This window comes from Acinetobacter seifertii (assembly GCF_000368065.1).
Taxonomy (GTDB): domain Bacteria; phylum Pseudomonadota; class Gammaproteobacteria; order Pseudomonadales; family Moraxellaceae; genus Acinetobacter; species Acinetobacter seifertii.
This window is the reverse complement of sequence record NZ_KB851199.1, coordinates 46,372-71,876: the sequence shown is the minus strand read 5'-3', so window position 1 is coordinate 71,876 and position 25,505 is coordinate 46,372. Positions and strand designations below refer to the sequence as shown.

The window sequence follows — 25,505 nt, the reverse complement described above, 5'->3', positions numbered from 1 at the left end:
TACATAAAACAATCTATAGACTACCTATCCCTATAACAGAAAGTATTTTTACTGTTATTTATTATTTAAGATCATTAGAGGTTAGTCAGACTGTAATTCTGTTAGAAAGACCGTGACTAAATTAGGTTTTGAATGAAGGAATTATGGGCAGCTTATGTCAATTCAATATCTAACATATCAAACTTTAAATATTGATTTATTTAATTAAATTTATTCTTTTATTTCAAAAAAATCTAACAAAGACCATATCACTGATAAATATTTAAGCAATTAAAGTAGTTCTCAATAATTAGTTTATGATAATTACCAAAATGGGAATTGAGTTGTATTTTGAAATGGTGTAATTTATTCCCAAATTGGGAATATTTTTAAATGAAGCTTTTAGGTCTTGAAAAAATAACAGTGATTGAGTGTGAGTTTGCTAAAAAATGGCTCATAAGTTGGATCTCTGAAATACGTGATGCTCATTGGCGGGGCGCGGAAGATATTCTGAAACAATTTCCAAAAGTATCTATTTTGGAAAATCAATGTTTCGAATTTTCGATACATAACTCTAAATGGGTTATTTGTCTACAAATCGCGTTTTCTCAAAGAATAGCGATTATTAAAGCTGTAAACATTAAAGGTGCTAACAATGGAATTTAAAGTTATTCGTACAAGAGAGCAGTATCAAGCTTATCTTGACGAAGTGCATTCTTTAATTATGCTAAATCCGGCTATAGGAAGTCCTGAGAGTGATCGGTTGGAATTATTATCGGTTTTAATAGAAGATTATGAAAATAAACAATATCCGATAGAGGCGCCAGATCCTATTGTTGCAATTCTATTTAGGATGCATGAGAAAGGGTTAAAACAAGCTGATTTGGCCCCATATTTTGGTACTACTAGTAGAGTTTCTGAAGTTCTTAATCGAAAAAGAGCTTTAACCGTAGATATGATCCGAGCATTATCTGTAGGGTTGGGACTGTCGGTAGAGACATTAATTGGTTTATCAAATTCAAAGAATACATTAGATAAAAATAATATTGATTGGTCTAAATTTCCTGTTAAAGAGATGAAAAATAGGGGGTGGTTAAAAACATTTCTTGCTGATACGGCAGCATCAACTGAGAGTATTATCCAAAAATATATTGCTCAATCAGGGTTACAAATCGGCTCAGCTTCTTTTAAACGAAAGTTGTCTGGTGATGCCCAAACACCTAATACGATGTATGCACTGTATGCGTGGCTAGCTAGAGTCATTCTCCAAGCTAGAGATAAGAAAGATAGTCTAGGAAAATATGACCCTAATTTAATAAATAGTAATTTTTTAAGAGAGTTAGCTCAATTAAGCTGGTTTGAGCATGGGCCAATATTAGCAATTGAATACTTAGAAAAGCATGGAATTGCTGTAGTCATTGAGCCTCATCTTAAGGGTACGCATCTTGATGGAGCGGCATTGAAGGACAGTGACGGCACTCCTATTATTGGGCTAAGTTTACGATATGACCGATTGGATAATTTTTGGTTTACGTTACTACATGAATGCGCACATATTTGGAAGCATGTTGATGAAACAGAAGCATTTCTCGATGATTTAGATTCATCAAGTATGGAGGATCGGAGGGAGGCTGAAGCAAATCGATTGGCAAGAGAGGCATTTATACCAAGAGGAGTTTTGAGACGTACAGAGGCATTTATCTCACCAAGTAAAGAATCTATTGAAAAGTTGGCTAAAGAGTTGAGAGTTCATCCAGCAATCATTGCAGGGCGTATTCGAAAAGAGTTGGGAAATTACACCTTATTTTCAGACTTGGTTGGTCAATATCAGGTCAAGGCATTATTAACCAATTCTCATTTATTAAGTGTTGAGGAGTAGAGATGATGAAAATTCCAGAATATGTCCCAATCATGAAAGCGAAGCAAGGTGAATTTGATGCGATAAAACCTATTAGGTCTGAGCAGTTAGAATATCAAATACAGCCAACTTTCCACCCTTTATTTGAAATGCCTAATATTTATAAAGAAGGGGTTTCAAGACTTGTTGATATTAATAGCCGTTGCGAGAAAATAGGGAAATTATGGAGTGGAAATATTGCTTTAGTGGATGGTTATTTTTGGAAACCATCTGAAGCTTTATTGGAGAATGGTGAGCATTTCCTAACCTATACGTATAACAAATTGTTTGCATTAGGAGTAAAGGTAGTTCCTGTAATTGGTTATGACCGTTGGTTTGATCAAATGAGCAGTCTTTATCATCAAACAATGAAAAATTTAAATTATCCAGAGGCTCCTTATTTTTGTATTAGATTAGATGGTGAGGCAATGTATGATATTGATGAACCTGATTTTTTCAAAGAACAACTAGAATCAATTATTTCTGATTTAAAATTAGCAGAAAATAATTGTTCTATATTATTAGATTTTGGGGATGTAAGTGTCAATCGTATAACAATTGAACAGATGCTAAGCAAGTCTAGAGACTTTTTAGAAGTATTAACTGAATATGATTTTAAATACATTTCTATCAGTGGAGCTTCATATCCTTCAAGCGTTGCAGAAGCCATTGAAGATCATGATACGGATGGTCCAGTACTTCGAAAAGAAATGGTTGTATGGCAGACTTTAAGAAACATGTTCCCTAATGTTAAATTGAAGTTTGCAGATCATGGAGCAAGACATCCAGCTCCAGAAAAGCAGATTATTAATCAACATACGAATGGAAAAATTATCTACACTATAGATAAAAATTACTATGTCGTAAGAGGCCATCCATTTTCTAGAGATGGTGGAAGTCATGGGCATAGAAAGCAGCTAGCAATGAGATTAATTAATTCTATCTATTATGAAGATGTAAGCTTTAGTTGGGGAGACAATAAAATCTTTGAATGTGCGCACGGTATTAATAATTTTATAGGAAATCCTACGCAATGGGTTGCAATTGATACGAGCCACCACATTCGGTATGTCTTAGAGGAAATAGGATCTTTTGAGCTAGCTTATCAAAAATAGATCAAATAAAAATCCAGCCATTCATAAATGGGCTGGATTTTTAAATTATTTTTCAGTAATTAAATTTTTACACTAAATTTACACCATGAATTTTATTTTTGTTTCTAAGTTTTTAATAATAAATGATATTTTATTTTAGTTGATCCTATCCATCATTGGGGCAACTGAAATACGAGGTTGTAACGATTGAAGTGATTGCATAATCAATAGACCCAAAAGTCGCTAAATTAAAGAAAGGGCAGCATTATACGGGGTTTAGCCTTGAATCGACAGAGGCTTTTAGCCGTATAATTTATAACCGACCTTGAGTTGGGGGTAGAAAGATGATTTTTAACAAGTTAGGTTATGACTGAGCCAACTGCTTTTTTTGTAAGAAAGCATCAATCACGCTAAACAAAATACAAAACACAACGAGTCCCACACCAGCAAGGCATGTCATGCTCCACCCACCATGATTCCATGCAAAAATTCCTAATGCTGAACCAGCTGCGCCACCAATAAAGTAAGTGGTCATATAAATAGCATTAATACGAGATTTAGCATCTGGACGTAAACGGAAAATAATACTTTGGTTACTGGTGTGAACAAGTGCGAGTGCTAATTGAATTAAAGCAAATCCGATAACATAAGCGAAGAGTAGAGTTTGTCCGAAGTAGAAGCAGATCCAGCTGACTAAAAATAGCCCGCAGCCCATCCATGTAAGTAATTTTGTATAGCCTTGATCGGCATATTTACCAATATAGCGGGTTGATAATGCACCAAAAATACCAACTAGAGGAACGAGTCCGATAAATAGATCTGGCAAATGGTGTGCCGAGGTGAGTAGTAGTGCGATAGTAGAATATAAAATACTGACTGCTGCAAATGCGAAGGCACCAGTAAGCGCTCTTAATAATAGTCGCTTCTCTTGCTTTAAAAGCTGAGCCATAGAAACAAAGATTTGCCCATAGTTCATTTTCATGCGCAATACATAAGGCAGGCGACTTTTTAAAGTAAATGCCAATAGCAGCATTAATATACCGCTTACTACATAAACGACTTTCCAATGAAAAAGATTGGAAAATAAGCCAGCTAGACTGGTAGAGAGTAGAATCCCGACCAATAACCCGCTCATTAAAAAGCCAATAATCTCACCCGTTTTTTCAGGTTTGACCGTCATAGTTGCAAGTGGAATAAGAACTTGGGCAGCAACAGAAAACAAGCCTGCTAAAATTGTACCGATCCAGAGCATAGGCAAGTTAACAGCAAACGCAGAAGTAAATAAACCAACTGCGCAAAGCACCATTAAAAATGGAATAGCCTTAGCTTTATTGACGATGTCACCCATCGGAACAATAAAGAGCAAACCGAGGGCATAAGACACCTGAGCAAATGTTACTGTTAAAGCGGCTTGCGCTTGAGTTACTGCAAACTCTTGCTGAATAGAGTGAATTAGTGGCTGACAGTAATAATTCACACCTGCACATAAGCCACATGCTGCTGCCATCAACCAAAGCAAAGGTTTATTTTGACTGATATCTTCAGGGGTAGACATGATGTTCTCTCAGTTTTATTAGGTATATGCCGTTGCTTCAACTTCAATAAGCATGCGTTCTAATGCAAGGCGTGGTACAGGAATGAGCGTGCAGGCTGGAAAAGGATGATTTTTCCATAGATTTTGCATGATTTTAATTAAAATTTGGTGTTTTTCATCCGAGTGGTCAACAATTAAAACTCTTAAAACCGCAATATCAAAAATTTTTGCACCTGCCGCAGTTAAAGCATGTTGAATGTTATTAAAAACTTGAGTGGCTTGTTCTTGAAAATTTGAGCTCAGTTCACCTTTTGAATCTTCACCACCTTGACCCGCAACATGAATAATGTTGTTAAAATTTTGGACTACGGCAACATGACTGTAAGCATTCGGTGTTGGATTATATAAAGTAGAGGGATTTATGATTTTAAAAGTTTCTTTATTCATTGGAACTCAACCGTTCAGTAAAATTTAGATGAGTATCCAACCTCAACTTAAGTTGAGGTCAAGCAGATTTAGTGTTTTAGTCTTTTCTTTCTAAGCGTAATCATCATGACACCTACAATATTGAGTAGGCAGCCAACCCATTGCCACATATTAAGATGTTCATTTAAGAAAAGAACGGCAAGTAAAATTGTTAAAACCGGTCCAATCGAAGCGATCATTGCAGATTGTGATGCGCCCAGACGTTCAATGCTTTGTATGAGCATAACGGTGGGTAATACGGTGACTAAAAAGCCTAAGCCGACCCCATACCAAATGACGCTTGAGGGAAGTTGTAATATAAGTTGAATAGGGTGAGGTGTACTCAAAGCGTAATGCGTTAATGCACCAATACAGGCGACAGTGAGCGCTAAGCCTGTGAAATTCCAAGAACCAAATTTTTTAATTAGTGGTGGAGTTAGCAGTAAATAACCTGCAAAAGCTACAGCGCTTGCAAATACAAAACTTGTTCCTAACCAAAAGTTGCCCTGAATTGGTGCATTGTTATGCTCTTGAAGCATCACCAATACGGTTCCACCATAACTAAGAAAAATGGCGAATAAACTTTTTACATCTAATTTTTGTTTATAGAGCAGGCTTGATGCGATCACGGTAAGTGTTGGATATAAAAATAAGATAATCCGCTCTAAAGAGGCGCTAATAAACATGAGACCCATGAAATCGAGCCAACTAGCGAAGTAGTAGCCTAATAGACCAGCAAAAATTAAAATTAGCCAATCCTTCTTTTTTATGCCCTGATTATGATGCCTATTGAACCAGCAAATGAGTAGAAAGAACGGTAAAGCGCTTAACATGCGTAAAGCCATCAGGACTGTACCGTCTACTAATGAAGAAAGGGTATAAGTCTGTTTAATAAAGATTGCTTTTGTGCTGAATAGAAAAGCAGAACAAAGCGCAAAAAAAGACCCAATTTGAAACGAAGATAAAGAAATTTTCATATACAGGACTGTATAAGAGAGACTATTGTCTGCAAAAAAAGAAAAATCTTCCTATATTACACTCTAAGTCAAATATCGTGAATCATCAGTTCAAAATATGGGTATTTATTAAATAAATAGTGGGTGGTATTTTCAAAAAGTTCAATTAGAATCCAAATTCTGTACAAAGAATACACATGGGGGAAACATTGCAGTTTGCAATGTTTTTGACAATGAGAAATTAGCTTGAGGAACGCTCATGCAGATCGGAATCCCAACCGAAACTGTCGTCGGTGAAAATCGTGTAGCTGCTACGCCAGAGACAGTAAAGAAGTTGATTAGCGCTGGTCATAGCGTTGTGATTGAACGTGGTGCTGGTGTAAAGGCTGCGTACATTGACAGTGCTTATGAACAGGTCGGTGCAACCATTACGGATGATGCCTATACGGGTAGTCAAATTATTTTGAAAGTTCGTGCGCCACAAGGCGGGGAAATTCAAAAACTTGCAGCAAATACAGCTGTTGTAGCAATGTTTGATCCTTATCGTAATACCGAGCTAGATCAATTTGCCAATCAGCAAGTATCTGCTTTTGCTCTGGAATTGCTTCCTCGTACGCTTTCTCGTGCACAAAACATGGATGTGTTGTCTTCTCAGGCAAACTTGGCTGGTTATAAATCAGTTTTGCTTGCTGCTGCCGAATATCAACGCATGTTCCCAATGCTTATGACTGCTGCTGGTACTGTGAAACCTGCACGTGTTGTGATTATGGGAGTTGGGGTTGCAGGCCTTCAGGCGATTGCTACTGCAAAACGTTTGGGTGCAGTTGTTGAAGCAACAGACTTACGTCCTACAGCTAAAGATCAAGTTGAGTCTTTAGGTGGTAAATGGTTAGACGTACCAATGTCTGAAGAAGAGCAACAACGTGCGGCAGATGCAGCAAAAAATGGTTATGGCTGGATGCCGGGTGAGCAATACATTAAAGACCAAGCTGCGATTGTAGATAAAGCTGTTTCTAATGCCGATATCGTGATTACAACCGCATTGTTGCCAGGTCGTGATGCGCCGCGTCTGATCAAAGCTGAAACTGTTGCCAAGATGAAACCAGGTTCTGTCATTTTGGATATGGCAGTTGAAACTGGCGGTAATGTTGAAGGTTCTAAAGTTGGCGAGACTGTTTTTACAGAAAATGGTGTGAAAATTTTGGGTGTTCCAAATATTCCAGCAACTGTAGCAACAGAAGCTTCTGCTTTATATGCACGTAACGTTTTTAATTTCGTAGAAACTTTATTCGACAAAGAGAAAAACTTTGCGATTAATCAAGAAGACGAAATCCAAAAAGCCCTATTGGTCACTCATGGCGGTCAAGTGCTGCTTAAGCGTGGTTAAGGAGATTTCTCATGGTTGAAACTATTACAATTTTCGTCCTTGCCATCTTCGTAGGTTATTACGTTGTTTGGGGTGTTACGCCAGCTTTGCATACGCCACTTATGGCAGTAACTAATGCATTGTCATCAATTATTGTTGTTGGTGCGATGTTGCAAACTGTAGGTCTACCTGTTTTAGGTGTAGATGCGAATGTTGCATTTCAAAGTGTGAATGTGGTGAGTGTACTCGGTGCAATTGCAGTATTTTTAGCAAGCATTAATATTTTCGGTGGCTTCGCAGTAACTGCGCGCATGCTGGAAATGTTCAAGCCTAAGCAAAAGAAATAAGAGGGCTTTGACATGGAATTTATTCAAGCAAATGCAAACTGGTTGTACCTTGTGGGCGCAATCCTCTTTATCTTGACGCTTCGTGGCTTGTCTGGCCCTAAAACAGCAATTCAAGGTAACCGTTACGGTATGATCGCAATGGCGATTGCCGTTATAACGACCTTCTTTGTTGCCAACAACCCGGTCATCTGGATGATCGTTGGGGCAATGGTGTTAGGCGCAATCGTGGGTATTGCACGTGCACGTACAGTGCCAATGACACAAATGCCTGAAACTGTTGCGCTTATGCACTCATTGGTGGGTTTAGCTGCTGTCCTTATTGCAATAGCTGCAATTTTACATAACAACCAATTAACTGCACTGTTTGCTCAAAATGAGGCGGCTTTGACTGCAGCTGGCGTACAACATGCACACATGAGCAAGGTTCATCTATTTGAATTGTTTGTGGGTTGTTTCGTTGGTGCGATTACCTTTACTGCATCTGTATTCGCATATGGTAAATTGGCTGCGAAAAAATGGGCTAAAACAATTTCTGGTGCATGGGTTAAACCTGTTCAAGCACTTATCTTTATTGCGATGTTGGCTTGTGGTTTCTACTTCTTCACAACTGGCAACATGACTGCTTTCTGGGCAATGACAGCACTTGCACTTGCATTTGGCTGGGTATGGATTGCACCGGTAGGTGGTGGTGACATGCCAGTGGTTGTATCGCTTCTTAACTCGTTCTCTGGTTGGGCAGCAGCAGGTATTGGTTTTACCCTTGAAAACAACATGTTGATTGTTGCGGGTTCGCTTGTAGGTTCATCTGGTGCGATTCTGTCTTACATCATGTGTAAAGCAATGAACCGTTCAATCATCAACGTATTGTTTGGTGGTGCAATGGGGGGTGCAGCAGTTTCTACAGCTGCTAAAGGTGAACAAGTTCAACGTAACTACCGTTCAGGTTCTGCTGATGATGCTGGCTTCTTGATGTCAAATGCAGACAGCGTTGTAATTGTACCGGGTTATGGTATGGCGCAAGGCCGTGCACAAAATGCTGTGAAAGAGTTGTGTGAAATTCTAAAAGAGCAAGGTGTTCGTGTTCGTTTCGCAATTCACCCGGTTGCAGGTCGTATGCCTGGTCATATGAACGTGTTGCTTGCTGAGGCAGACGTAGCATATGAAGACATCTTGGAAATGGATGAGATTAACTCGGATTTCCCTGCAACTGACGTAGTACTTGTAATTGGTGCAAACGACGTTGTAAACCCTGCTGCGAAAGATGATCCAAGCTCGCCGATTTATGGTATGCCGATTCTTGAAGCGCATAAAGCACGTACAATCATGGTGATTAAGCGTTCTATGGCAACAGGTTATGCTGGTCTAGACAACGATTTGTTCTATAACGAAAAAACAATGATGATCTTTGGTGATGCTAAGAAAGTTGTTGAAGATATGACTAAATCAATTAATGGTACAGGTCACTAAATTACTTTGAAATAAAAAACCACCTTCGGGTGGTTTTTTGCTTTTGGGGATTTAAAGAAACTTTTCGACCAGATCCATTGATTGTTGGTAGAGATCACGTGCCAGTTGCTGGTTTTTGGCATGTGACGATTTCCAGTCAGGCATATGAGCGCTGACATATTCGCCGTTGCGGTTTTGCCATGAGTCTCCAATCGCCATTTCTGTAATGAGCTTTGCGGGAACTGACGTTGGAACTAAACCTACTTTCATGGCTGCATAAACTGGTTTGGGTAAGTCGCGATAAATATCGGAGGCAACACCACCAGGGTGTAGTGCATTATTGGTAATTGAACTGTCTGCTAGTCGTTCAGCTAGTGCATTGCTCAAGAGCAAGTTTGCAAGCTTGGATTGTCCATAATAGAACAGGGGATTGTAAAAACCTTCTGCGCGAAATTTATTAGGTTTAATTGAGCCAACCCAATGAGCAATAGAAGCAAGATGAATAATGCGTGCTTTAGGTGACTGTTTTAAAGCCGGAAGTAACTTTTGAGTAAGTAAGAAATGACCTAAATAATTAACGCCAAATTGTTGCTCAAAACCATCTGCGGTGAGCTGTTTTGTTTTTGCAAATAGCCCGGCATTATTAATAAGCACATCAAGGCTGCCATATTTATCTGTAATTTCATCAGCAGCTTTTCGCGTTAGCTCAAGGCTATTCAGATCAAGAGAAACGACATCAACTTGTCCTTGGTTGAGTGAGCGTAGTTTGTTTTGTGCCTCTTGTGCTTTTTGAGGATTTCGGCATGCCAAAATCACATGTTGTCCTTGTTGTACAAGTTTTTCTGCTGTGGCAAAACCAATACCTGTGTTGGCGCCTGTAATGAGTATTTTCACTTTTTAGTGCTCCGGTTATGCTATTTATTGATGAGACTATAAGAGTGGTTATAGTGCTGTAATTCTGACAATTTGTCATGTCAAATTTAAGCAAGATTGATGACTAGCTCGTAAGTGCTGTTGAAACTTTGATGAGGATATCTGAGGCTATAAAAGATAATTTTTTAAAATAAAATTTTGGTTAGTTATATAAACAAAAAGCGGCTCAAAAGAGCCGCTTTTTTTAAAAGCAAAAATTTTATGCGACTGACTCTGGGGCAGTACGCCATAAGCTTTCTAAATCATAGAATTTGCGGGCAGTTGGTAGCATCACGTGTACTACAACAAAACCAAGATCAATTAAGATCCATTCGGCATCTCGTTCGCCTTCAACGCCAATCGGGCGGAAACCAGCTTTTCGAGCTTCTTCTGCAACATTATCAGCAAGTGCTTTGACGTGACGAGTAGATGTACCACTCGCAATGACAATAGCATCCGCAACGTTGCTAATAGAACTAACATCTAACTGTAGAATATCTTTTGCTTTTACATCAACTAAAGCGTCATGGACGACTTTGAGACAAGCTTGTACGTCTTTATTTGAGGTGTTCATTGCGAAATCGTGAGAATTAGACACGCTGGGCGATGGTTCTAAATTCATATAGGGTATATTTTCCTGACAATTACTCACTATCTAATATAGTGGTTTTCACTCAGAATTTCAAACGAAACTAGTAACAGTTTATATATTTACATCATCGGAAAAATATTTGTTTTTCCATGTAAATGACTGATTTGACCCGTTTTTAGGTTTGTACTCGGCCGCAATATAGCCCTCATAAGAGCTTTGTTTAATCCAAGAAAAAATTTGTTCATATGGGATTTGAGCCGTATCGGGTTCATGGCGTCCAGGACAGTCTGCAAACTGAATGTGGCCAATCTGGTGAATATTTTCTTGTAACCCTTCAAGTACATCTTCACCCATCATCGCCATGTGGTAACAGTCATATTGCATTTTTAAAGCAGGGTGGTTGACTGCTTCAAGCATCTCTTGGGCTTGGGCAATGTTCTGTACTAAAAAGCGTGGCATATCTGTGCCATTAATCATCTCAAATACAGGTTCAATATCATGTTCTGTGAGTAAGTCACAGGCTAGCTTTAAGTTGCTTGCAAGAGTTTTAAGGCAAGGAAGTAAATCTGAATCTTGAGGTTGCTTACCTGCCAAAATATTGACACGTGGTACTTTTAAAGCGGTGGCATAACGAATAGCTAATTCTAATGCTTCACGAAATGCTTTTTCTTGACCTGGTACACCAGCCAAACCATTTCCACCTTGCATAAGGTCGCCAGCAGGAACATTAATTAAGCATAAACTGAGGTTATAGCGTTCAAGTTGGTCTTGAATATCGGAAATGGTAAGTTCATATGGGAATTGGATTTCTACATGTTCAAAGCCCTCTGCATGGGCTAATGCAAAGCGTTCAATTAAAGAAACTTCGGTAAAAATCATGGATAAGTTAACGGCAAGACGACCCATATACAAACTCCGTTTATTATTGCTCTACTACTTGAATCATAGTAGCTAAATCTTTCTCAGCAAAGCCATTTTTTTGGTGAGTTTGTAGCTGTAATAGAGCTTTTTGTGCAACAGGGATGTCTAAATTAACATTCTTAGCTAATGTTACCGCGTTGTTAAGATCTTTAGATAATGTTTGAACTTTCCACTGAATAGGCTCGAATGTATGAGTTGCCATGCGTGGCGCAAGTATTTGAAAAGGTTTTGAGTCGGCAAATCCACCAGCTAGCGCGGGAGCGAGTAATGTTGTGTCTACACCTGCGCGGTCTGCTAGTGCTACAGCTTCCGCGATAAGAGCGCTATTTGCTGCCACAATGAGTTGATTGCAAATTTTAGTGGCTTGGCCGGTACCAGTATCCCCCATTCGTGTTACACGTTGGGAAAGTACATTATAAACAGGGCTTAAAGCTTCAATAGTTTGGGCATCTCCACCTGCAAAAATGACAAGTGTGCCTTGTTCAGCACCAGCTGTACCGCCCGAAACAGGAGAGTCAATCCATGTCACGTGTTGTGAAGCAGCAGCTTGAGCGAGTGCTTTTGTTGCAGCAACAGACAGACTTGAGAAGTCCACAATAGTTTGACCAGCTTTTAAGTGAGGTTGAATTTGTTCAAATACAGCTTGCACAGCTTTATCGTCAGCTAAACAAGTTAAAACTACAGGGTGTTGTCCGATGTTTGAAAGATCGAGAGCGTGTGCGCCGATATCGATAAGTTCTTCACAAGCAGATGCTGTTCTGTTCCAGACAGCAACTTGAAAACCTGCTTGAATAAGACGGCTAGCCATACGGCTTCCCATAAGCCCTATGCCTAAAAAGGCAATAGGTGTATTACGATCAAAATTCATCTTCAAAGCTCTTATCTATATTGGCGTGGTAAAAATTTAACTTCCGGATGTTTGTCTTTTTTACGAGCGAGTTTGCTATTTTTACCAAGTAATAGTTTAAGTTGCCAGATTTTTTCTAGACGCAATGATTTTTCTGGTTGATGTTCCATTGCATCTAATACACGTTTTGCAGCAGTCAATGCATCTGGTGAGCGTTGTAGCATTTCTGAGGCAATCGCATTCGCTTTTTGTAATGGATTTTCGTTTAAGTGCGTTACAAGGCCAATATCTTTTGCATAATTTCCGTCAAACACACGCGCAGTTAAGGTTAGTTCTTTTGCAAGGTCTACACCAATCAAACCTTTAAGTGAGCGGGTAAGCCCCATGTCGGGTACTAATCCCCAGCGGCTTTCCATAATCGACATTTTGGTTTCTGGATGGGCAATACGGATATCGGCAGCCAACGCAAGTTGCATTCCCGCGCCAAAGCAATAACCTTCAATCGCTGCAATCACAGGGACAGGCAAGTTTTGCCAAATCAAAAATGCTTTTTGGAAAAGGCTTTGTCCTGGTTTTACAAGCTCCCAAATCGCAAATGCAGAATTTTTAGGATTGTTGAGGTCAGATAAATCAATTCCGGCACTAAATACTTGTGCTTCGCCAGTCAAAATTACGCAGCGGATCTCTCGGTCTTTTTGTATGGCTTTAGCCGTTGAAACAAGTTCTTTGAGGAGAGCGAAACTCATGGCATTACGTTTATCCGGACGGTTTAGATAAACTGTGGCAATGCCATTATTCTTTTCAATACGTAAAAGTGCCATGAAATTCCCGCTTATTTTTTTATCGATAAGCGGAGCATAACATGGCTTGAAATTGGAAACATGACAGGTCAGTCATGCCTTTTTTTACAGGTTCTTTTTAGTCCGGTATAACTAAAATTTGGTGAGCTGCACTCTCTACTTCTTTAATGACAAGTCCTAATTCATTGAAGCGCTGTGTAACTTCTTCAATAAATCCATCGTCAGCTCTACGGCGCTCTTTGCGTAACTTAGAAACAAACTGTTCAAAGTCACCAGTAACTTGTTGAAGTTTTGGTGTGCCAACATAGCGAGTTGCACCATAGAGGCGGTGTAATACATGCTCAAGTTGAGGGAAGTCTTCAAGTTCAATGAGCTGCTGCATTTCATCTAGCTCGGTTGGGAAGCTGTCCACCAACATTTTAAGTAAGTCTTGGGCAAGGTCTTCTTTGTTTGCTGCCAATTGTAGACTTTGCTGCCAGTTTAATATTTCTGGGTCTAGTGCCTCGGCAACAACATGATGATCTTTATCTAAGGCTTGTGCAGTGAAATTGTTTTTAGTCCATTGCGTTAAAATCTGAATGATCTGCTCCATTTGAATTGGCTTGGTGACATAGTCATTCATACCAACTTTAAGAAGCTTTTGTTTTTCATCAGCAAGGGCATGGGCTGTTAATGCAATAATTGGAAGCTGCATTTCGCCATCTAGCGTTGATTCTAACGAGCGGATCGCCCGCGTAGTATCAATGCCTGACATAACCGGCATTTGAATGTCCATAAACACCAAATCAAACGGTTTGAGCTTTTGATCAATGCGTTCTTGGATGATATTCAGCGCTTCTTGTCCACTTAAGGCTTTAGTGGTTTTAACATTTAACTCGCCTAATAGTGCTTCTAAAACAATTAAGTTCGGTAAATGGTCATCGACCGCTAAAATATGTAATCCCTGACCATTAAAGTCTTGTTGTTCCTCTTCAAAGATAGGTTGGTCACTTAATAGTTGAATAAGTCCACTGCGGCTTAACGGTTGATAAAGTGGGCGAGCGCGATATTCGGTGAGCATGTTTGGCTCAAGTGTCATTTGGTAGCCGTAAACTGCTAGGTTACCTTGATAACGGCTACGAATTTCTTTAAGTAGAGCCTCTGTGTCACCGCTATGATCAACAACAAGCCATGTATTGTCTTTCTGGTCGAGGTGTTTTAAGCGGCTAAATAAGTCCAAAATCGATTGAGTTTCGATATGTGGAACTTGATAATTTTCAAGATAGTAGCGTAAAACACTTGCCGTTGCTGGATGCGCTAAATAAGACACGACTTGTAAATGTTCGAAGTGAGGATGTTCTATCTCATGTTCTTCATCTACAGCAAACTGTGCAGTAAACCAGAATGTTGAACCTTTTTCTGTTGGCGCACGCTCTTGGTTATCTTCAAAACCAATTTGACCATGCATGAGGTGAACCAGTTGTTTGGAGATCGCGAGACCTAAGCCTGTACCACCAAATTGACGTGTAACAGAGGCATCGCCTTGCGAAAACGACTCAAATAATTTCTTACGGTCTGTGCCGCTTAAACCAATACCACTATCTTGAACGCTAAAATGAAGTAAGCATTGACCAATATCGTCATGTTCCATTCGGACACGAACAATAATTTCACCATCTGGGGTGAACTTGATTGCATTTGAAATTAGGTTAGTCAAAATTTGCTTAAAGCGTAAAGCATCTCCAATGACTTGTTGAGGAATGTTGTCTGCATAATAAAATGCCATGGCAATATGCTTTTGGGCAGCCAAAGGTGACAACATGTCCATGACATCGAAAATAGCTTCTTCTAAATCAAAAGGTGCTGTTTCAAGTTCTAGTTTACCTGCATCAATTTTTGAGAAATCTAATACATCGTTAATTAATGCTAATAAGTGGGCAGAAGATTTTCGAATAGTTTGTAGATAGAGATTTTGTTCGTTACTTAGGTTTTGTTGGCGAAGCAATAAATGAATAAAGCCATCAATACTGTTAAGCGGTGTACGAAGCTCATGACTAATATTGGCAAGGAAAACGGATTTTGCCTGATTTGATGAAATGGCTTGGTCACGTGCCTGACGGTAAGTAATGTTTTGAACTTCTAAAGTGTCTAATGTTCTGCGTAAGTCTTCTTCGGTTTGTTCTGTATGTTCTTTAAGCTCTAAAAAACTAAAATGTAAGCGTTTTACTACGTTTGCAATATCACGTTGGAGTAATCGTAATTCGCCTGTACTGTTAATGATCATGTGCTGATCTAAAGTGTCTGCATTAAGTCGTTGTAATTGCATCCGAATTTCGTACATCGGTGCAACCCAGCGGCGAGAGAAGAAATTTAGGCAGAGCAAAAGCAACAATAACGTCATTAGGCTGGTAATGACTAAAGCGATCAGAATACGATAGCGTGCTAGCTCTAATGGCTGATTGTCCATTTCAATCACGAGCCAAACAGGAGTTTTTCCTGTGGTATTAGTAACTCGAATACCATAGATATTGTTATGGTTGTAAGAGATAGGGCCGAAGAAACTACTGCTTTGGGTAAAGTTGGGCCAGTAACGATTATCTCGGTAACCCACACTTAAGTATGTTTGACCATTACTATCAATTAAAGCAGCACGCTTTAAATCTTTTTCACTGAACATGCTTTGCATAATGTTTTGTGCATGATCATATTCATCAGGTTTTAGCTCTACCAATGTGTAGAGGTTTTTGGCAATTTCATTATAACGAGCCAAAATAGCCGAAGCGTGATGGAGCTGCTGTTGCTTGGCCGAATGAGATGTTTCAGTTAAAACCAGAAATGCGCCAACCCCTGTTAAAATCATCATGGGCACAAAAATAAGAGCAATCAATTGCCCATATGCATGATTCAGACGTAAGCGTTTCGATAAGGTTTTATTGAAATTAGACATGGCTACATCAGATTGATCTCTCTGTAGGGCATATTATCACGCTTTATTTTAAAACAGACGGCATTTTATAACTGACCGTGCTTTAATCACTTTTATTAAAAAGCATAGTGAAATGGGTGCAGTACCGATCATTTTTTCATACAATAGTGCCACCCCGATTTAGGTGTTGATCATGAGTAATACACAACCTGATTTTTTAGCCGACGAATTTTTGTTAGATCACTATGTAGGTAAAACACCTCTAGTCCGTTTGCAGCGCTTGGCTTGTCATACGCAAGCAACGGTTTTAGCAAAATTGGAAGGTAATAATCCAGCAGGTTCTGTAAAAGATCGTCCCGCCTACAACATGATTATGCAGGCAGAAAAGCGTGGTCGAATTAAACCGGGCGATACGTTAATTGAGGCAACTAGCGGTAATACAGGTATTGCGCTGGCTATGGTTTCGGCAATGCGTGGCTATAAAATGAAACTTATTATGCCAAATAACATGAGTCAAGAACGCAAAGATGCGATGTTGGCCTATGGTGCAGAACTAATTGAAGTGACTCCCCAACAAGGTATGGAAGGCGCACGCGATTTAGCTTTGCAAATGGAAAAAGACGGCAAAGGTCATGTTCTAAATCAGTTTGGTAATCCTGATAATGTCGAGGCTCATTACCTTACGACAGGCCCTGAAATCTGGAAACAAACTGGTGGTAAAATTACTCACTTTGTAAGCTCAATGGGTACAACAGGTACCATTATGGGTGTTTCTAAATATTTAAAAGAACAAAATCCAGACATTCAGATTGTGGGTTTACAACCAGCAGATGGATCAAGTATTGCGGGTATTCGCCGTTGGCCAAAAGAATATTTACCTACAATTTTTGATAGCACTCGTGTAGACCGAATTATTGATATTCCTCAAATTGAAGCTGAAAAAACCATGCGTAAACTGGCACGTATGGAAGGTATTAGTGCTGGTACATCTTCAGGTGGTGCGGTTTGGGCATCAATTAAGATTGCAGAAGAAAATCCGGATGCTGTTATTGTTTGCATTATCTGTGACCGTGGCGACCGCTACTTATCTACAGGTTTGTTTTCAGTACAGGACGATAACTCATAATTGAGAGAAAGAATGCGTTTCCCAACTTTAGTTTTTGACATTGAAACTTTAACTGATTTAAAAGCGGGAGCGCATTTATATCATCTTGATTTGCCAGAGGCGGATGTCGAACAGGCACTCACCAAAATCCGCCGTCAAGAATCAGGCATGGATTTTCAGCGTTTACCATTGCACAAAATTGTTTGCATTTCTGGACTATGGATTGATGAATCGGGTTTTAGACTGTTTTCTTTTAGTCGAGAGCACTATTCAGAAGCTGAAATTTTACAGAAGTTTTTATCTATTTTTGATAAGCGCCACCCGACTTTAGTAAGTTGGAATGGCTCACAATTTGTTTTGCCGGTTATTTTGTTCCGTGCCATGTATCATGGTCTTTCTGCGCCAGGCTTGTTTGATCAAGGTGAGCTTGATAGTCAAAAACGTTTTAATAATTACCAAAACCGTTATCACCATCGTCATATTGATTTAATGGATGTTATGGCAATGTTTAATGGTCGTAATTTCCAAAAGCTTGACGATATCGCCTGTATTTTAGGTTTGCCGGGTAAGCGTGGTGAATCGGGTTATCATGTTCCTGAATATGTTCGTAATCAACAGTGGTTAAAATTAACCAGTTATTGTGAAGGTGATGTACTCAATACATGGTTCATTTATTTGCGTTGGCTAGTACTAAAAGGCCAATTAAATGCAGATGAACATAATCATTGGATTAGTTCGAGTATTGAATATTTACAAACTATGCCTCAACAGGCCGATTTTCTTGAAGTGTGGCAACGTACTTCGAAATACACCGAATTTACGTCCCACTATTTTAATCCTTTAGATTTTTAGGTTCATTCTTTGAAACAGCAAGCCAAATCTCGCAAAGCTCAACAACTAGAATATATTTTTCAGGTTGAAACTCTTTCTCATGAGGGGCGAGGAATTGCGCACTATGGTTCTCATCCAGATCATCCGGCAGATAAGCATGGTAAAAAAGTTTTTATTCGTTATGCGTTGCCTGGCGAAATGGTAAAGGCTCAAATCACGCATGAAGCTAAACGTCTTGAAGAAGCTGAAATGATTGAGCTTTTAGCTGAACCTTCACCAAATCGTGTAGAGGCAGTTTGCCCTCATTATGGTATTTGTGGTGGTTGTAGCATGCAGCATATCCATCCAGATGAGCAAATTCGCTTAAAGCAAAATGTACTCCAATCACATTTACAACACTTTGCGGGTATTCAACCTGAACAGTGGTTGGAACCAATTCGTTCTTTACAAAGTGATTATCGCCGTCGTGCTCGTATTGGTGTGCGATATTTGCCAAAACCAGACCGTTTGATTTTAGGGTTTCGTGAGCATCATAGTAATCGCTTAACTTCTATCCATACTTGTAGTGTTTTGGATAAAAAGTTATCAGATAGCCTGCCAGAGTTGCGTACTTTACTCCAAAGTCTAAAAGGCAAAGCGCATATTGGTCATGTAGAATTAGCAAAAGGTGATGAGGAAACTTCTTTATTGGTTCGTCATGTAGAAAAATTAAATAATTCTGATGTCAACCAATTAAGACAATTTGCGTTACACAAAGGCTGGCAATTGTATTTACAACCCAAAGGCCCTGAAAGTCTTCGTCGTATTGATGAAGAGCAAGGTGCTATGCGCTTACATTATGCTTTAAATGCATTTGAGGTAAATTTTGCTTTTTCGCCATTGGATTTTACGCAGGTCAATGCGACAGTAAATGAACAAATGGTACAATTGGCATGTGAATTGCTTCAATTACAAGATGGTGAAAGGGTACTCGATCTGTTTTGTGGATTAGGTAATTTTTCGCTTCCACTTGCACGATGTGTTGGTGCAAATGGTCAGGTTGTTGGTGTGGAAGCTAGTGAAGAAATGGTGCAGCGAGCAGCAGACAATGCAAAATGCAATAATTTGGTGCAAGCAACCTTCTTTTCACAAGATTTAACAAAAGATTTTTCGCATCATTCTTGGGCAAATCAAGGATTTGATGCATTATTGATTGATCCTCCTCGTGCCGGTGCATATGAAATTATGCAGTATGTACCAAACTTTGGAGCAAAAAGAATCGTTTATGTATCATGTAATCCAGCAACACTAGCAAGGGATGCCGGTGTTTTGGTTCAACATGGGTACCAGTTAAAAAAAGCAGCGGTTATGGACATGTTTACGCATACAGAACATGTTGAATCAATTGCTTTATTTGAAAAAATTCAAGAGATAAACGATTAAAAACATGAGTTACATATCTAGGAGAATGGTATGGTCACAGTACGTGAACAGTTACCTGAACAACTAACTGAGTTGTCAGAGGAAACGACTGTAGAGCATGCCGCCGAAACACAAGTCGGTTTAGCCTCATGGTTGGATCGGGTTCGTGAAATATTAGATGGGGCAGAGCTTAAACAACTCGAAGAGGTTGCGCATTTAACCCTGCAAAAAGAGTTAGATTCAACGGTTAATCATCGTTCCAATACATTTGCTACTGGTGTTGGAATGGCTGATATTCTGGCGCATTTACATGTAGATGAAGATACTTTATCTGCTGCGATGCTTTATCGTAGTGTTCGTGAGGACATTACTGATATAGAAGAAGTGAGGCGCAAATTTGGTGAGCAAGTCTATAACCTTGTCAAAGGCACTTTGGCAATGGGTAAGCTTTCAGAGCTCATTGAAAAAAATAAACGATTAGAAGACCATTTTAATAATAACCAGCGGGAACATTTAAGCGGCATTTATAAAATGCTGATTTCTGTGACTGAAGATGTTCGTGTTGTTTTAATTAAGTTAGCCGAGCGTACTTATTCTTTACGAGAGCTTGCAAACTCATCACGTGAGCGTCAAGAGCGTGTCGCACGTGAAATTCTAACTATTTATTCTCCATTAGCGCACCGTTTAGGTATTGCACAGCTTAAGTGGGAACTCGAAGATTTAGCTTTCCGCTATTTGGCACCAGACCGTTATAAAGAGATTGCTTCTTTACTCAATGAAAAGCGTTTAGAACGTGAACATTATATTCAGTTCGTGATTGATCGCTTAAAAAATGAGTTAGCGTCTTACGGTATTGAAGCTGAAATTACAGGTCGAGCAAAGCACATTTATTCGATTTATCGAAAAATGAAAAGTAAAAACCTGAGTTTCGATCAGCTTTATGATATTCGTGCCTTACGTGTGTTGGTCAATAGCGTACCTGAGTGTTATCACTCATTAGGTATTGTTCATCAAATTTGGCGTCATATTCCACACCAGTTTGATGACTATATTACCAACCCGAAAGCAAATGGTTATCGCTCATTACATACTGCTGTAATTGCTGAAAATAAATCTTTAGAAGTACAAATCCGTACTCATGAGATGCATGATGAAGCAGAATTAGGCGTGTGTTCGCACTTTAACTATAAAGAAGGCTCAAAGAATACCGACCATTCTTTTAACCATCGTTTACATTCGCTTCGTGCTGTTTTGGAACATTACCAAGAACGTAATGAAACCACTGTACATCAAAACGAAGACGAGACAGAAGGCTTTGATCAGCTTCAAGACTTTGAAGGGTTTGAAAAGATTTATGTTTTCAGTCGTGATGGTGATATTAAAGAATTACCACGTGGTTCGACTGTTTTAGACTTTGCTTATCATGTACATACAGAAGTAGGGAATAAATGTTATGCAGCGCGTGTTAACCAGCGCTACGTGCCATTAACCTATACGCTAAAAACAGGTGAGCAGGTTGAGATTTTAACCAAGAAAGACCGTGAACCAAACCGTGATTGGTTGGTGAATTCTCTAGGTTATATCAAGACATCTCGTGCACGTGACAAGCTACGTCACTGGTTTAGACAGCAAGATCGTAGCAAGAACCTTGAAGTTGGTCGTGAGTTACTGAACAAAGAATTGTCTCGATTGGCGATTCACCCGAAGAGTATCGATCTCAACGACTATTCATCACATTTTAATGTGAAAACAGGCGATGATATTTTGGTTAATCTGGTTAGCGGTGATATAAGCCTACATGCCTTGATTAACCAGATTAATCGTCAAATGCATCTTGATCAGGATGAGCCAGAACTGGTACTTAAGCCAACATTAAACCCACGTGCCAGCCATACTTTGTCTGCACATGGTATTTTGATTGATGGTTTAGACAACGTAGAGCTACATATTGCACAGTGTTGCCAACCAGTCCATGGTGAATCAATTGCTGGCTATATCACATTGAACCGTGGCGTAAGTATTCACAAAGTCTTGTGTTCTGATTATCAGCGTATGATCAAGCAAGAGCCAGAACGTGCTGTTGAAGCTGATTGGGAAATGCAGCCAACTCGTGGTCAAAGTGTTCAAATTGTAGTTGAAGCTTATGATCGTCGTGGCTTACTCAAAGACTTAACTCAAGTGATTTTCTCTGACCAAATTAATATCCGTCAGGTGAATACAATTTCTGAGGCTGATGGTATTGCCAATATGAAGTTGCTCATTGAGGTGAAAGGTTTGGCTCAGCTTTCACGGTTGTTGGCCCGTTTAGAGCAGCAACCAGGGATTATCAGCGCACGACGCATGATTCAAGGTGTTTAAATAAACTAAGTAAAAAGGCCGTCAATTGACGGCCTTTTTTATTTACCAATGAATTGGTTTTTCGCTAGAACCAGCGGGAAGATCAGCATCTGATAAAGGAGAAGAATTTACTTGATTATCAAAACTATCTGGATTCTGAGAAAAGTTCGGTCTTAAAGATAAACCACGTAATACATCATTAACCACTTGATCTGCAAAAATTTCTGCACTAGATGGAAGAGTGTCTTGGGTAACTAAATTACCGATATTTGTTTGAAGTGGTTGCTTGATAGAACCAGCTGCTGCAATTTTACCTGTATTTACTTCGATTACACGCCAATTGAGTTTGATCGCATCTCGTTCAGCGGAAACTGCACCGTAGAAAGATTGACCTTGTACAGTACGAGCCTCATTAATTCTACCTACAAGGATATAGTCCGCACCTACTTTTTGGGCTAATCTTGCCATTTCTGCTGGAGCACCATCCCATGCAAGGAATGCATTTTCTGTTGCCATTTCATCAACATAGTCCCGACTCACTAAGCTGAGCTGTTTTGAATTTACCATTTGTGTGCCAATGAGGTCCGCTACTTCTTGCACGAACTCATATGGATTTTCCTCTGAAGCTAAGTTAAATTTTGACTCAACAACTTGAAATGGAAAAACAGCAATTCTACGTAAATGTTGATCAGCTACACTTGATTGATATTTAGCAATATAAGCTCGAACCCGAGCTTTGTAGTTTTTACCTGAACCTGAAACGCTGAGAACTTGAAAGCGATTGATAGCACCAGATGATTCTGTTTGAACACTAAAAACAGGTGAGCTTTTACCTTGATATGACCAATGCTGATTTGTCATGACCATATTAACTTCTTCGGCCATTCCTACTTGTGGGCTGACTTTGGTTCCATTTACAGATTGGGCTGCGGTGAGTAAAGCTTCTGCAATAGCTTGTTGTTGTGTTGGTCCACTACCAGAAGCTTCTTTCATAACTTCTTGTAAAGCAGCAAAACTTGAGGTTGCAGTTACACTTAATAGAACTGCACAAAATATTGTTCTCATAAAGGCTCTTTTTATTCATATAGCATGGCAACAGGTAAAAAAGTGCCATGCTAGAAAGTAATTAACTAGAAATGCTTATAAGCCGAAAGTTGATTTCTTTGCAGATTTACGGATTTCTTTTTCACTGGTCCACTCCACAATACCTGTTTTTAAATTCAGTAGTTTTAAAGTAAATTTGTAGTAAACATCACTTTTTCCACCTGAATTTTTTACAATGCTAGATAAATTACCATTTAGCATATATTCAGCACCAATCTGTGAGCCAGCTTGTACAGCTGTGCGTTTATCTACCATTCCACTACGTTGTTGATAAGCCATTTGATCTGCAACAGCACCTACAGAAGTCATATCTACAAAACGGAATTTGCCAGAATTAATTAAACGGTTTTGAATGGTATCGGTGATAGATTCAGTATCGATATGTTCTTGGGATTTATTCTTGATCTTATCAACGAATAAAACTGGACGACGATTTTTAGTCATATCAATAATTGTTGGGAAAGCCAGCATGTCATCCACCATTTTTGTGGAAATTTGCTGTAAGTCTGTAGAACCAAAATCTTTGGTTAACGTTTCAACAGATTGTGCATCGCCATAACTAACACTTTGTGAAGCACAGCCTGAAAAAAGTGCAGCACTGCTGATGGTCGTAATCAGTAGTAGTGATTTAAATTTCATTTAAATATCCTGTCTCTATATTTCAAACAATATTGTGAATTTTGTGCAGGGAAATTAAGGATAAAAGTTTAATTTCCCATGGGGGTTAGTCTTTTTTCATATAAATCAAAACATCAACTGCACCAGGATTAGGGGCAACCGATTGGACTGTCTTAACTTCGCGACCTTGTAATGAAATAGGTTTCCAAATAGCACCTTCTGGATTGATCTCCGTTCCTTCTGCATCAAACCATACAATTTTGTATTGGAAACTTTGCGCATAGAACCAACCATTTTTTAGGGCAAGAGATGCTCGTTTAATGTCACCTAGAGTCGTCATGTTGACTCGACTAACGCCAATACGCGTAGCTAAAATAGGATTATTAGTTTGGGTGCGTACCGCACTATTACCTGTAGTAGGGTCAGTTTTTGTTTGCATAGCATTAGGAGCTGTACAACCTGTAAAAAGTACAGATGTAATTGTGAATAGACTCAAACAAATTATGGTCTTTTTCATTTTGAGAATCCTTTAATAATTAATGAGTAATTGAAAAACTATCTGTTAAAATTTCTTGATTTGCATCAATGCCATGAATAAAGACGGTTTGATTTGGTTTAACATCAATGCTGACTTCTTGAACCGTATAAGCATTTTTAAGCTGGATAGTATGTGTAGGCGAGCAAATTGAGCATTACCTGGTAATGTATTCCACGCACGTACATCGGCTTTTTCTGAAGCAGTGTTGTAAATATTTCCAGCAATTTGACCGATAGCGCCGAGACGATTTCCGAGTTCTTTTTGAACCATATATTTTGCTGTCGTGCGTGTAATCTGCGTAGCCATATTGGCTGCTACGTTTTCTTTTAGCGTTTTTACTGCTAAAGCACCTATATCTGTTAATGTCGATGTATTCGTCACAGATCTACCATTTACTAGAACCTGAAGACTTGCTGGACTGCTATAAGTAGAGGGGTTGTAACTAGCAAAAGAAATATTGACCAAACCATCTGGAGTTGGGAGAGCAAGAGTATTCGAGATTTTTTGCGGTACTAAACCCTGTTCTAGAAAAATAACAACGGGATACTGTCCAGATTTTTTATTAGAAGCTGAATCTAAACGTTTAACATCATTTTTAATAAATTCATTGGGTTGTAATTCATAAGCTTTTTTGAAATCGACGAGAGCATCATTTTCTTCTCCCAAAGCTTCCCAAAGTGTCGCAGCCATATAAAAGGCGTAAGCATTTTGATAGGTGTTTTTAATTTTCCCAGCAATTGTATCTAATCCAGCGAAAGCTTCATCTAGACTCTCGGAAGTATCTATTCCAGCTTTCTGTTTAGCTTTTTCTGTTTCTTTGGTATGGGCAAGTTCAATTTCTCGTTGAATACGTTGAGCAATACGCATTTCAACTCCTGCACTCTCGGTATTATTCAGTGCTATAAAATTTATTGCCTGATAGACATGTGCTAGTACTTGTTCATACTCTGGAATTTTATAAGGAATCACACTGTCATTGCTCACAATTGAAAGAGCTTTGAATCCAAGTTCAGAGGCGCTTATTTTCGCTTTATTATTGCGCTGTTCTAATAAGACAAATGCAGCTTCAAAAGATTTTTCACTTTCTTCATATTGATGGTTTGTCTGTTGTAATCGGGCTTTTTCAAGTAAGTAAAGTGCAGCATCACTTCCTTTCGCTTTTTTATCTAAGAATTTGAGCGTTTCTTCTGTAATTGGTTGTGTGACATTTGCACGAAAATTCTGTGCGGTTTGGTTGTAGTCATCAAAAAAGCCAGCGTGTGTGATTGAAGCAAGGGGAGTGAGTAAAAAAATATTAAGAAGTGTTTTATGGAGTTTAAAATGTCCTTTTTCGGGAATAATTTTCACAAAAAACACCTATAAGTTTACAAAAATAAACGCAATATAATTTTATAAACTAACCATTTCAATCATTTTTTTTATTATTAAATCTTTATTTTTCTAATGAAATTATTTATAAAGTCTTATGGAATATAGCTTTGAGTTCTATTTTAAAAATATTTTTTAATGA

The 25,505-nt window shown here is 38.9% G+C and carries 22 protein-coding genes and 1 pseudogene; 10 read left to right on the top strand and 13 right to left on the bottom strand.

Annotation, left to right across the window (positions count from 1 at the left end; all coding sequences use genetic code 11):
• Positions 1 to 372 precede the first annotated feature (372 nt).
• From F985_RS05305 to F985_RS05295, 3 genes are read left to right on the top strand one after another with little or no spacing between them, the layout of a single operon-like run.
• Entirely contained in the window at positions 373 to 645 is a 273-nt protein-coding gene (locus F985_RS05305) for a type II toxin-antitoxin system HigB family toxin (RefSeq protein ID WP_000770669.1), read from the top strand.
• A complete protein-coding gene (locus F985_RS05300; RefSeq protein ID WP_004698645.1) occupies positions 635 to 1,858 on the top strand; it encodes an ImmA/IrrE family metallo-endopeptidase in 1,224 nt (407 codons plus the stop codon). Before F985_RS05305 ends, F985_RS05300 begins: the two co-directional genes overlap by 11 nt.
• 2 nt (positions 1,859 to 1,860) lie before the next feature.
• Complete coding sequence (locus F985_RS05295; RefSeq protein WP_000975797.1) at positions 1,861 to 2,991, top strand: beta family protein; 1,131 nt, start codon at positions 1,861 to 1,863, stop codon at positions 2,989 to 2,991.
• 343 nt (positions 2,992 to 3,334) lie between these two features.
• On the opposite strand, the gene F985_RS05290 is transcribed toward F985_RS05295, so the two are convergent.
• The 3 genes from F985_RS05290 to F985_RS05280 all read right to left on the bottom strand — a co-directional run bounded on the left by F985_RS05290 (position 3,335) and on the right by F985_RS05280 (position 5,946).
• Positions 3,335 to 4,525, bottom strand: a complete 1,191-nt coding sequence (locus tag F985_RS05290) for an MFS transporter (RefSeq protein ID WP_004698642.1) — start codon at positions 4,523 to 4,525, stop codon at positions 3,335 to 3,337.
• An 18-nt stretch (positions 4,526 to 4,543) separates the two neighbouring features.
• Positions 4,544 to 4,951 (bottom strand): RidA family protein, encoded by a 408-nt coding sequence (locus F985_RS05285; protein WP_004698640.1) that lies wholly within the window; start codon positions 4,949 to 4,951, stop codon positions 4,544 to 4,546.
• A gap of 68 nt (positions 4,952 to 5,019) precedes the next feature.
• The gene (locus F985_RS05280) at positions 5,020 to 5,946 is read right to left on the bottom strand and encodes a DMT family transporter (protein ID WP_004698638.1); all 927 of its coding nucleotides are present in this window, start codon (positions 5,944 to 5,946) and stop codon (positions 5,020 to 5,022) included.
• A gap of 238 nt (positions 5,947 to 6,184) precedes the next feature.
• Here F985_RS05280 and F985_RS05275 point away from each other — a divergent pair, with 238 nt between their 5' ends.
• Genes F985_RS05275 through F985_RS05265 form a run of 3 tightly spaced genes read left to right on the top strand, consistent with a single transcriptional unit; the run spans position 6,185 to position 9,105 of the window.
• Positions 6,185 to 7,312 carry a Re/Si-specific NAD(P)(+) transhydrogenase subunit alpha gene (locus tag F985_RS05275; protein WP_004698636.1) on the top strand — a complete coding sequence of 376 codons (1,128 nt, stop codon included), beginning with the start codon at positions 6,185 to 6,187 and terminating at the stop codon, positions 7,310 to 7,312.
• 11 nt (positions 7,313 to 7,323) lie between these two features.
• Entirely contained in the window at positions 7,324 to 7,638 is a 315-nt protein-coding gene (locus F985_RS05270; RefSeq protein ID WP_000230434.1) for a proton-translocating transhydrogenase family protein, read from the top strand.
• A gap of 12 nt (positions 7,639 to 7,650) precedes the next feature.
• Positions 7,651 to 9,105 (top strand): NAD(P)(+) transhydrogenase (Re/Si-specific) subunit beta, encoded by a 1,455-nt coding sequence (locus F985_RS05265; RefSeq protein ID WP_004698634.1) that lies wholly within the window; start codon positions 7,651 to 7,653, stop codon positions 9,103 to 9,105.
• Positions 9,106 to 9,156: 51 nt separating this feature from the next.
• Here the strand turns inward: F985_RS05265 and F985_RS05260 are convergent, their stop codons facing one another.
• The 6 genes from F985_RS05260 to F985_RS05235 all read right to left on the bottom strand — a co-directional run bounded on the left by F985_RS05260 (position 9,157) and on the right by F985_RS05235 (position 16,082).
• Positions 9,157 to 9,978 (bottom strand): SDR family NAD(P)-dependent oxidoreductase, encoded by an 822-nt coding sequence (locus tag F985_RS05260; protein ID WP_004698633.1) that lies wholly within the window; start codon positions 9,976 to 9,978, stop codon positions 9,157 to 9,159.
• Positions 9,979 to 10,216: 238 nt separating this feature from the next.
• A complete protein-coding gene (gene rsfS, locus F985_RS05255; protein WP_001047580.1) occupies positions 10,217 to 10,618 on the bottom strand; it encodes a ribosome silencing factor in 402 nt (133 codons plus the stop codon).
• 81 nt (positions 10,619 to 10,699) lie between these two features.
• Positions 10,700 to 11,494: a hydroxypyruvate isomerase family protein gene (locus F985_RS05250; RefSeq protein ID WP_004698632.1), complete on the bottom strand. Its 795-nt coding sequence runs from the start codon at positions 11,492 to 11,494 to the stop codon at positions 10,700 to 10,702.
• A 16-nt stretch (positions 11,495 to 11,510) separates the two neighbouring features.
• Entirely contained in the window at positions 11,511 to 12,377 is an 867-nt protein-coding gene (locus F985_RS05245) for an NAD(P)-dependent oxidoreductase (protein WP_004698631.1), read from the bottom strand.
• Positions 12,378 to 12,388: 11 nt separating this feature from the next.
• Positions 12,389 to 13,177, bottom strand: coding sequence for a crotonase/enoyl-CoA hydratase family protein (locus F985_RS05240; RefSeq protein ID WP_004698630.1), 789 nt, complete (start codon positions 13,175 to 13,177; stop codon positions 12,389 to 12,391).
• Positions 13,178 to 13,274: 97 nt separating this feature from the next.
• Positions 13,275 to 16,082, bottom strand: a complete 2,808-nt coding sequence (locus tag F985_RS05235; protein ID WP_004698629.1) for a GacS-like sensor histidine kinase — start codon at positions 16,080 to 16,082, stop codon at positions 13,275 to 13,277.
• Between the two features lie 172 nt (positions 16,083 to 16,254).
• On the opposite strand from F985_RS05235, the gene cysM reads away from it, so the two are divergent.
• Genes cysM through F985_RS05215 form a run of 4 tightly spaced genes read left to right on the top strand, consistent with a single transcriptional unit; the run spans position 16,255 to position 21,756 of the window.
• A complete protein-coding gene (gene cysM, locus F985_RS05230; protein WP_004698628.1) occupies positions 16,255 to 17,187 on the top strand; it encodes a cysteine synthase CysM in 933 nt (310 codons plus the stop codon).
• Positions 17,188 to 17,199: 12 nt separating this feature from the next.
• Complete coding sequence (locus F985_RS05225; RefSeq protein WP_004698627.1) at positions 17,200 to 18,018, top strand: 3'-5' exonuclease; 819 nt, start codon at positions 17,200 to 17,202, stop codon at positions 18,016 to 18,018.
• Between the two features lie 9 nt (positions 18,019 to 18,027).
• Positions 18,028 to 19,419, top strand: a complete 1,392-nt coding sequence (gene rlmD, locus F985_RS05220) for a 23S rRNA (uracil(1939)-C(5))-methyltransferase RlmD (protein WP_004698625.1) — start codon at positions 18,028 to 18,030, stop codon at positions 19,417 to 19,419.
• A gap of 30 nt (positions 19,420 to 19,449) precedes the next feature.
• Positions 19,450 to 21,756 carry a RelA/SpoT family protein gene (locus tag F985_RS05215; protein WP_004698623.1) on the top strand — a complete coding sequence of 769 codons (2,307 nt, stop codon included), beginning with the start codon at positions 19,450 to 19,452 and terminating at the stop codon, positions 21,754 to 21,756.
• 42 nt (positions 21,757 to 21,798) lie between these two features.
• Here the strand turns inward: F985_RS05215 and F985_RS05210 are convergent, their stop codons facing one another.
• The 4 genes and pseudogenes from F985_RS05210 to F985_RS05195 all read right to left on the bottom strand — a co-directional run bounded on the left by F985_RS05210 (position 21,799) and on the right by F985_RS05195 (position 25,288).
• Positions 21,799 to 22,800, bottom strand: coding sequence for a CsgG/HfaB family protein (locus F985_RS05210; RefSeq protein WP_004698621.1), 1,002 nt, complete (start codon positions 22,798 to 22,800; stop codon positions 21,799 to 21,801).
• Between the two features lie 75 nt (positions 22,801 to 22,875).
• A complete protein-coding gene (lpoB, locus tag F985_RS05205; RefSeq protein WP_004698619.1) occupies positions 22,876 to 23,478 on the bottom strand; it encodes a penicillin-binding protein activator LpoB in 603 nt (200 codons plus the stop codon).
• A gap of 85 nt (positions 23,479 to 23,563) precedes the next feature.
• Positions 23,564 to 23,974, bottom strand: a complete 411-nt coding sequence (locus F985_RS05200; protein WP_004698617.1) for a YcfL family putative periplasmic lipoprotein — start codon at positions 23,972 to 23,974, stop codon at positions 23,564 to 23,566.
• 19 nt (positions 23,975 to 23,993) lie between these two features.
• A pseudogene (locus F985_RS05195) lies at positions 23,994 to 25,288 on the bottom strand (COG3014 family protein).
• Positions 25,289 to 25,505 lie beyond the last annotated feature (217 nt).

Excerpts from the sequence above, each read along its gene's own strand:
- F985_RS05305 (WP_000770669.1), top strand. The coding sequence starts at position 373 with ATGAAGCTTTTAGGTCTTGAAAAAATAACAGTGATTGAGTGTGAGTTT.
- F985_RS05300 (WP_004698645.1), top strand. The coding sequence starts at position 635 with ATGGAATTTAAAGTTATTCGTACAAGAGAGCAGTATCAAGCTTATCTT.
- F985_RS05295 (WP_000975797.1), top strand. The coding sequence starts at position 1,861 with ATGATGAAAATTCCAGAATATGTCCCAATCATGAAAGCGAAGCAAGGT.
- F985_RS05290 (WP_004698642.1), bottom strand. The coding sequence starts at position 4,525 with ATGTCTACCCCTGAAGATATCAGTCAAAATAAACCTTTGCTTTGGTTG.
- F985_RS05285 (WP_004698640.1), bottom strand. The coding sequence starts at position 4,951 with ATGAATAAAGAAACTTTTAAAATCATAAATCCCTCTACTTTATATAAT.
- F985_RS05280 (WP_004698638.1), bottom strand. The coding sequence starts at position 5,946 with ATGAAAATTTCTTTATCTTCGTTTCAAATTGGGTCTTTTTTTGCGCTT.
- F985_RS05275 (WP_004698636.1), top strand. The coding sequence starts at position 6,185 with ATGCAGATCGGAATCCCAACCGAAACTGTCGTCGGTGAAAATCGTGTA.
- F985_RS05270 (WP_000230434.1), top strand. The coding sequence starts at position 7,324 with ATGGTTGAAACTATTACAATTTTCGTCCTTGCCATCTTCGTAGGTTAT.
- F985_RS05265 (WP_004698634.1), top strand. The coding sequence starts at position 7,651 with ATGGAATTTATTCAAGCAAATGCAAACTGGTTGTACCTTGTGGGCGCA.
- rsfS (WP_001047580.1), bottom strand. The coding sequence starts at position 10,618 with ATGAATTTAGAACCATCGCCCAGCGTGTCTAATTCTCACGATTTCGCA.
- F985_RS05250 (WP_004698632.1), bottom strand. The coding sequence starts at position 11,494 with ATGGGTCGTCTTGCCGTTAACTTATCCATGATTTTTACCGAAGTTTCT.
- F985_RS05245 (WP_004698631.1), bottom strand. The coding sequence starts at position 12,377 with ATGAATTTTGATCGTAATACACCTATTGCCTTTTTAGGCATAGGGCTT.
- F985_RS05240 (WP_004698630.1), bottom strand. The coding sequence starts at position 13,177 with ATGGCACTTTTACGTATTGAAAAGAATAATGGCATTGCCACAGTTTAT.
- F985_RS05235 (WP_004698629.1), bottom strand. The coding sequence starts at position 16,082 with ATGTCTAATTTCAATAAAACCTTATCGAAACGCTTACGTCTGAATCAT.
- cysM (WP_004698628.1), top strand. The coding sequence starts at position 16,255 with ATGAGTAATACACAACCTGATTTTTTAGCCGACGAATTTTTGTTAGAT.
- F985_RS05225 (WP_004698627.1), top strand. The coding sequence starts at position 17,200 with ATGCGTTTCCCAACTTTAGTTTTTGACATTGAAACTTTAACTGATTTA.
- F985_RS05215 (WP_004698623.1), top strand. The coding sequence starts at position 19,450 with ATGGTCACAGTACGTGAACAGTTACCTGAACAACTAACTGAGTTGTCA.
- F985_RS05210 (WP_004698621.1), bottom strand. The coding sequence starts at position 22,800 with ATGAGAACAATATTTTGTGCAGTTCTATTAAGTGTAACTGCAACCTCA.
- lpoB (WP_004698619.1), bottom strand. The coding sequence starts at position 23,478 with ATGAAATTTAAATCACTACTACTGATTACGACCATCAGCAGTGCTGCA.
- F985_RS05200 (WP_004698617.1), bottom strand. The coding sequence starts at position 23,974 with ATGAAAAAGACCATAATTTGTTTGAGTCTATTCACAATTACATCTGTA.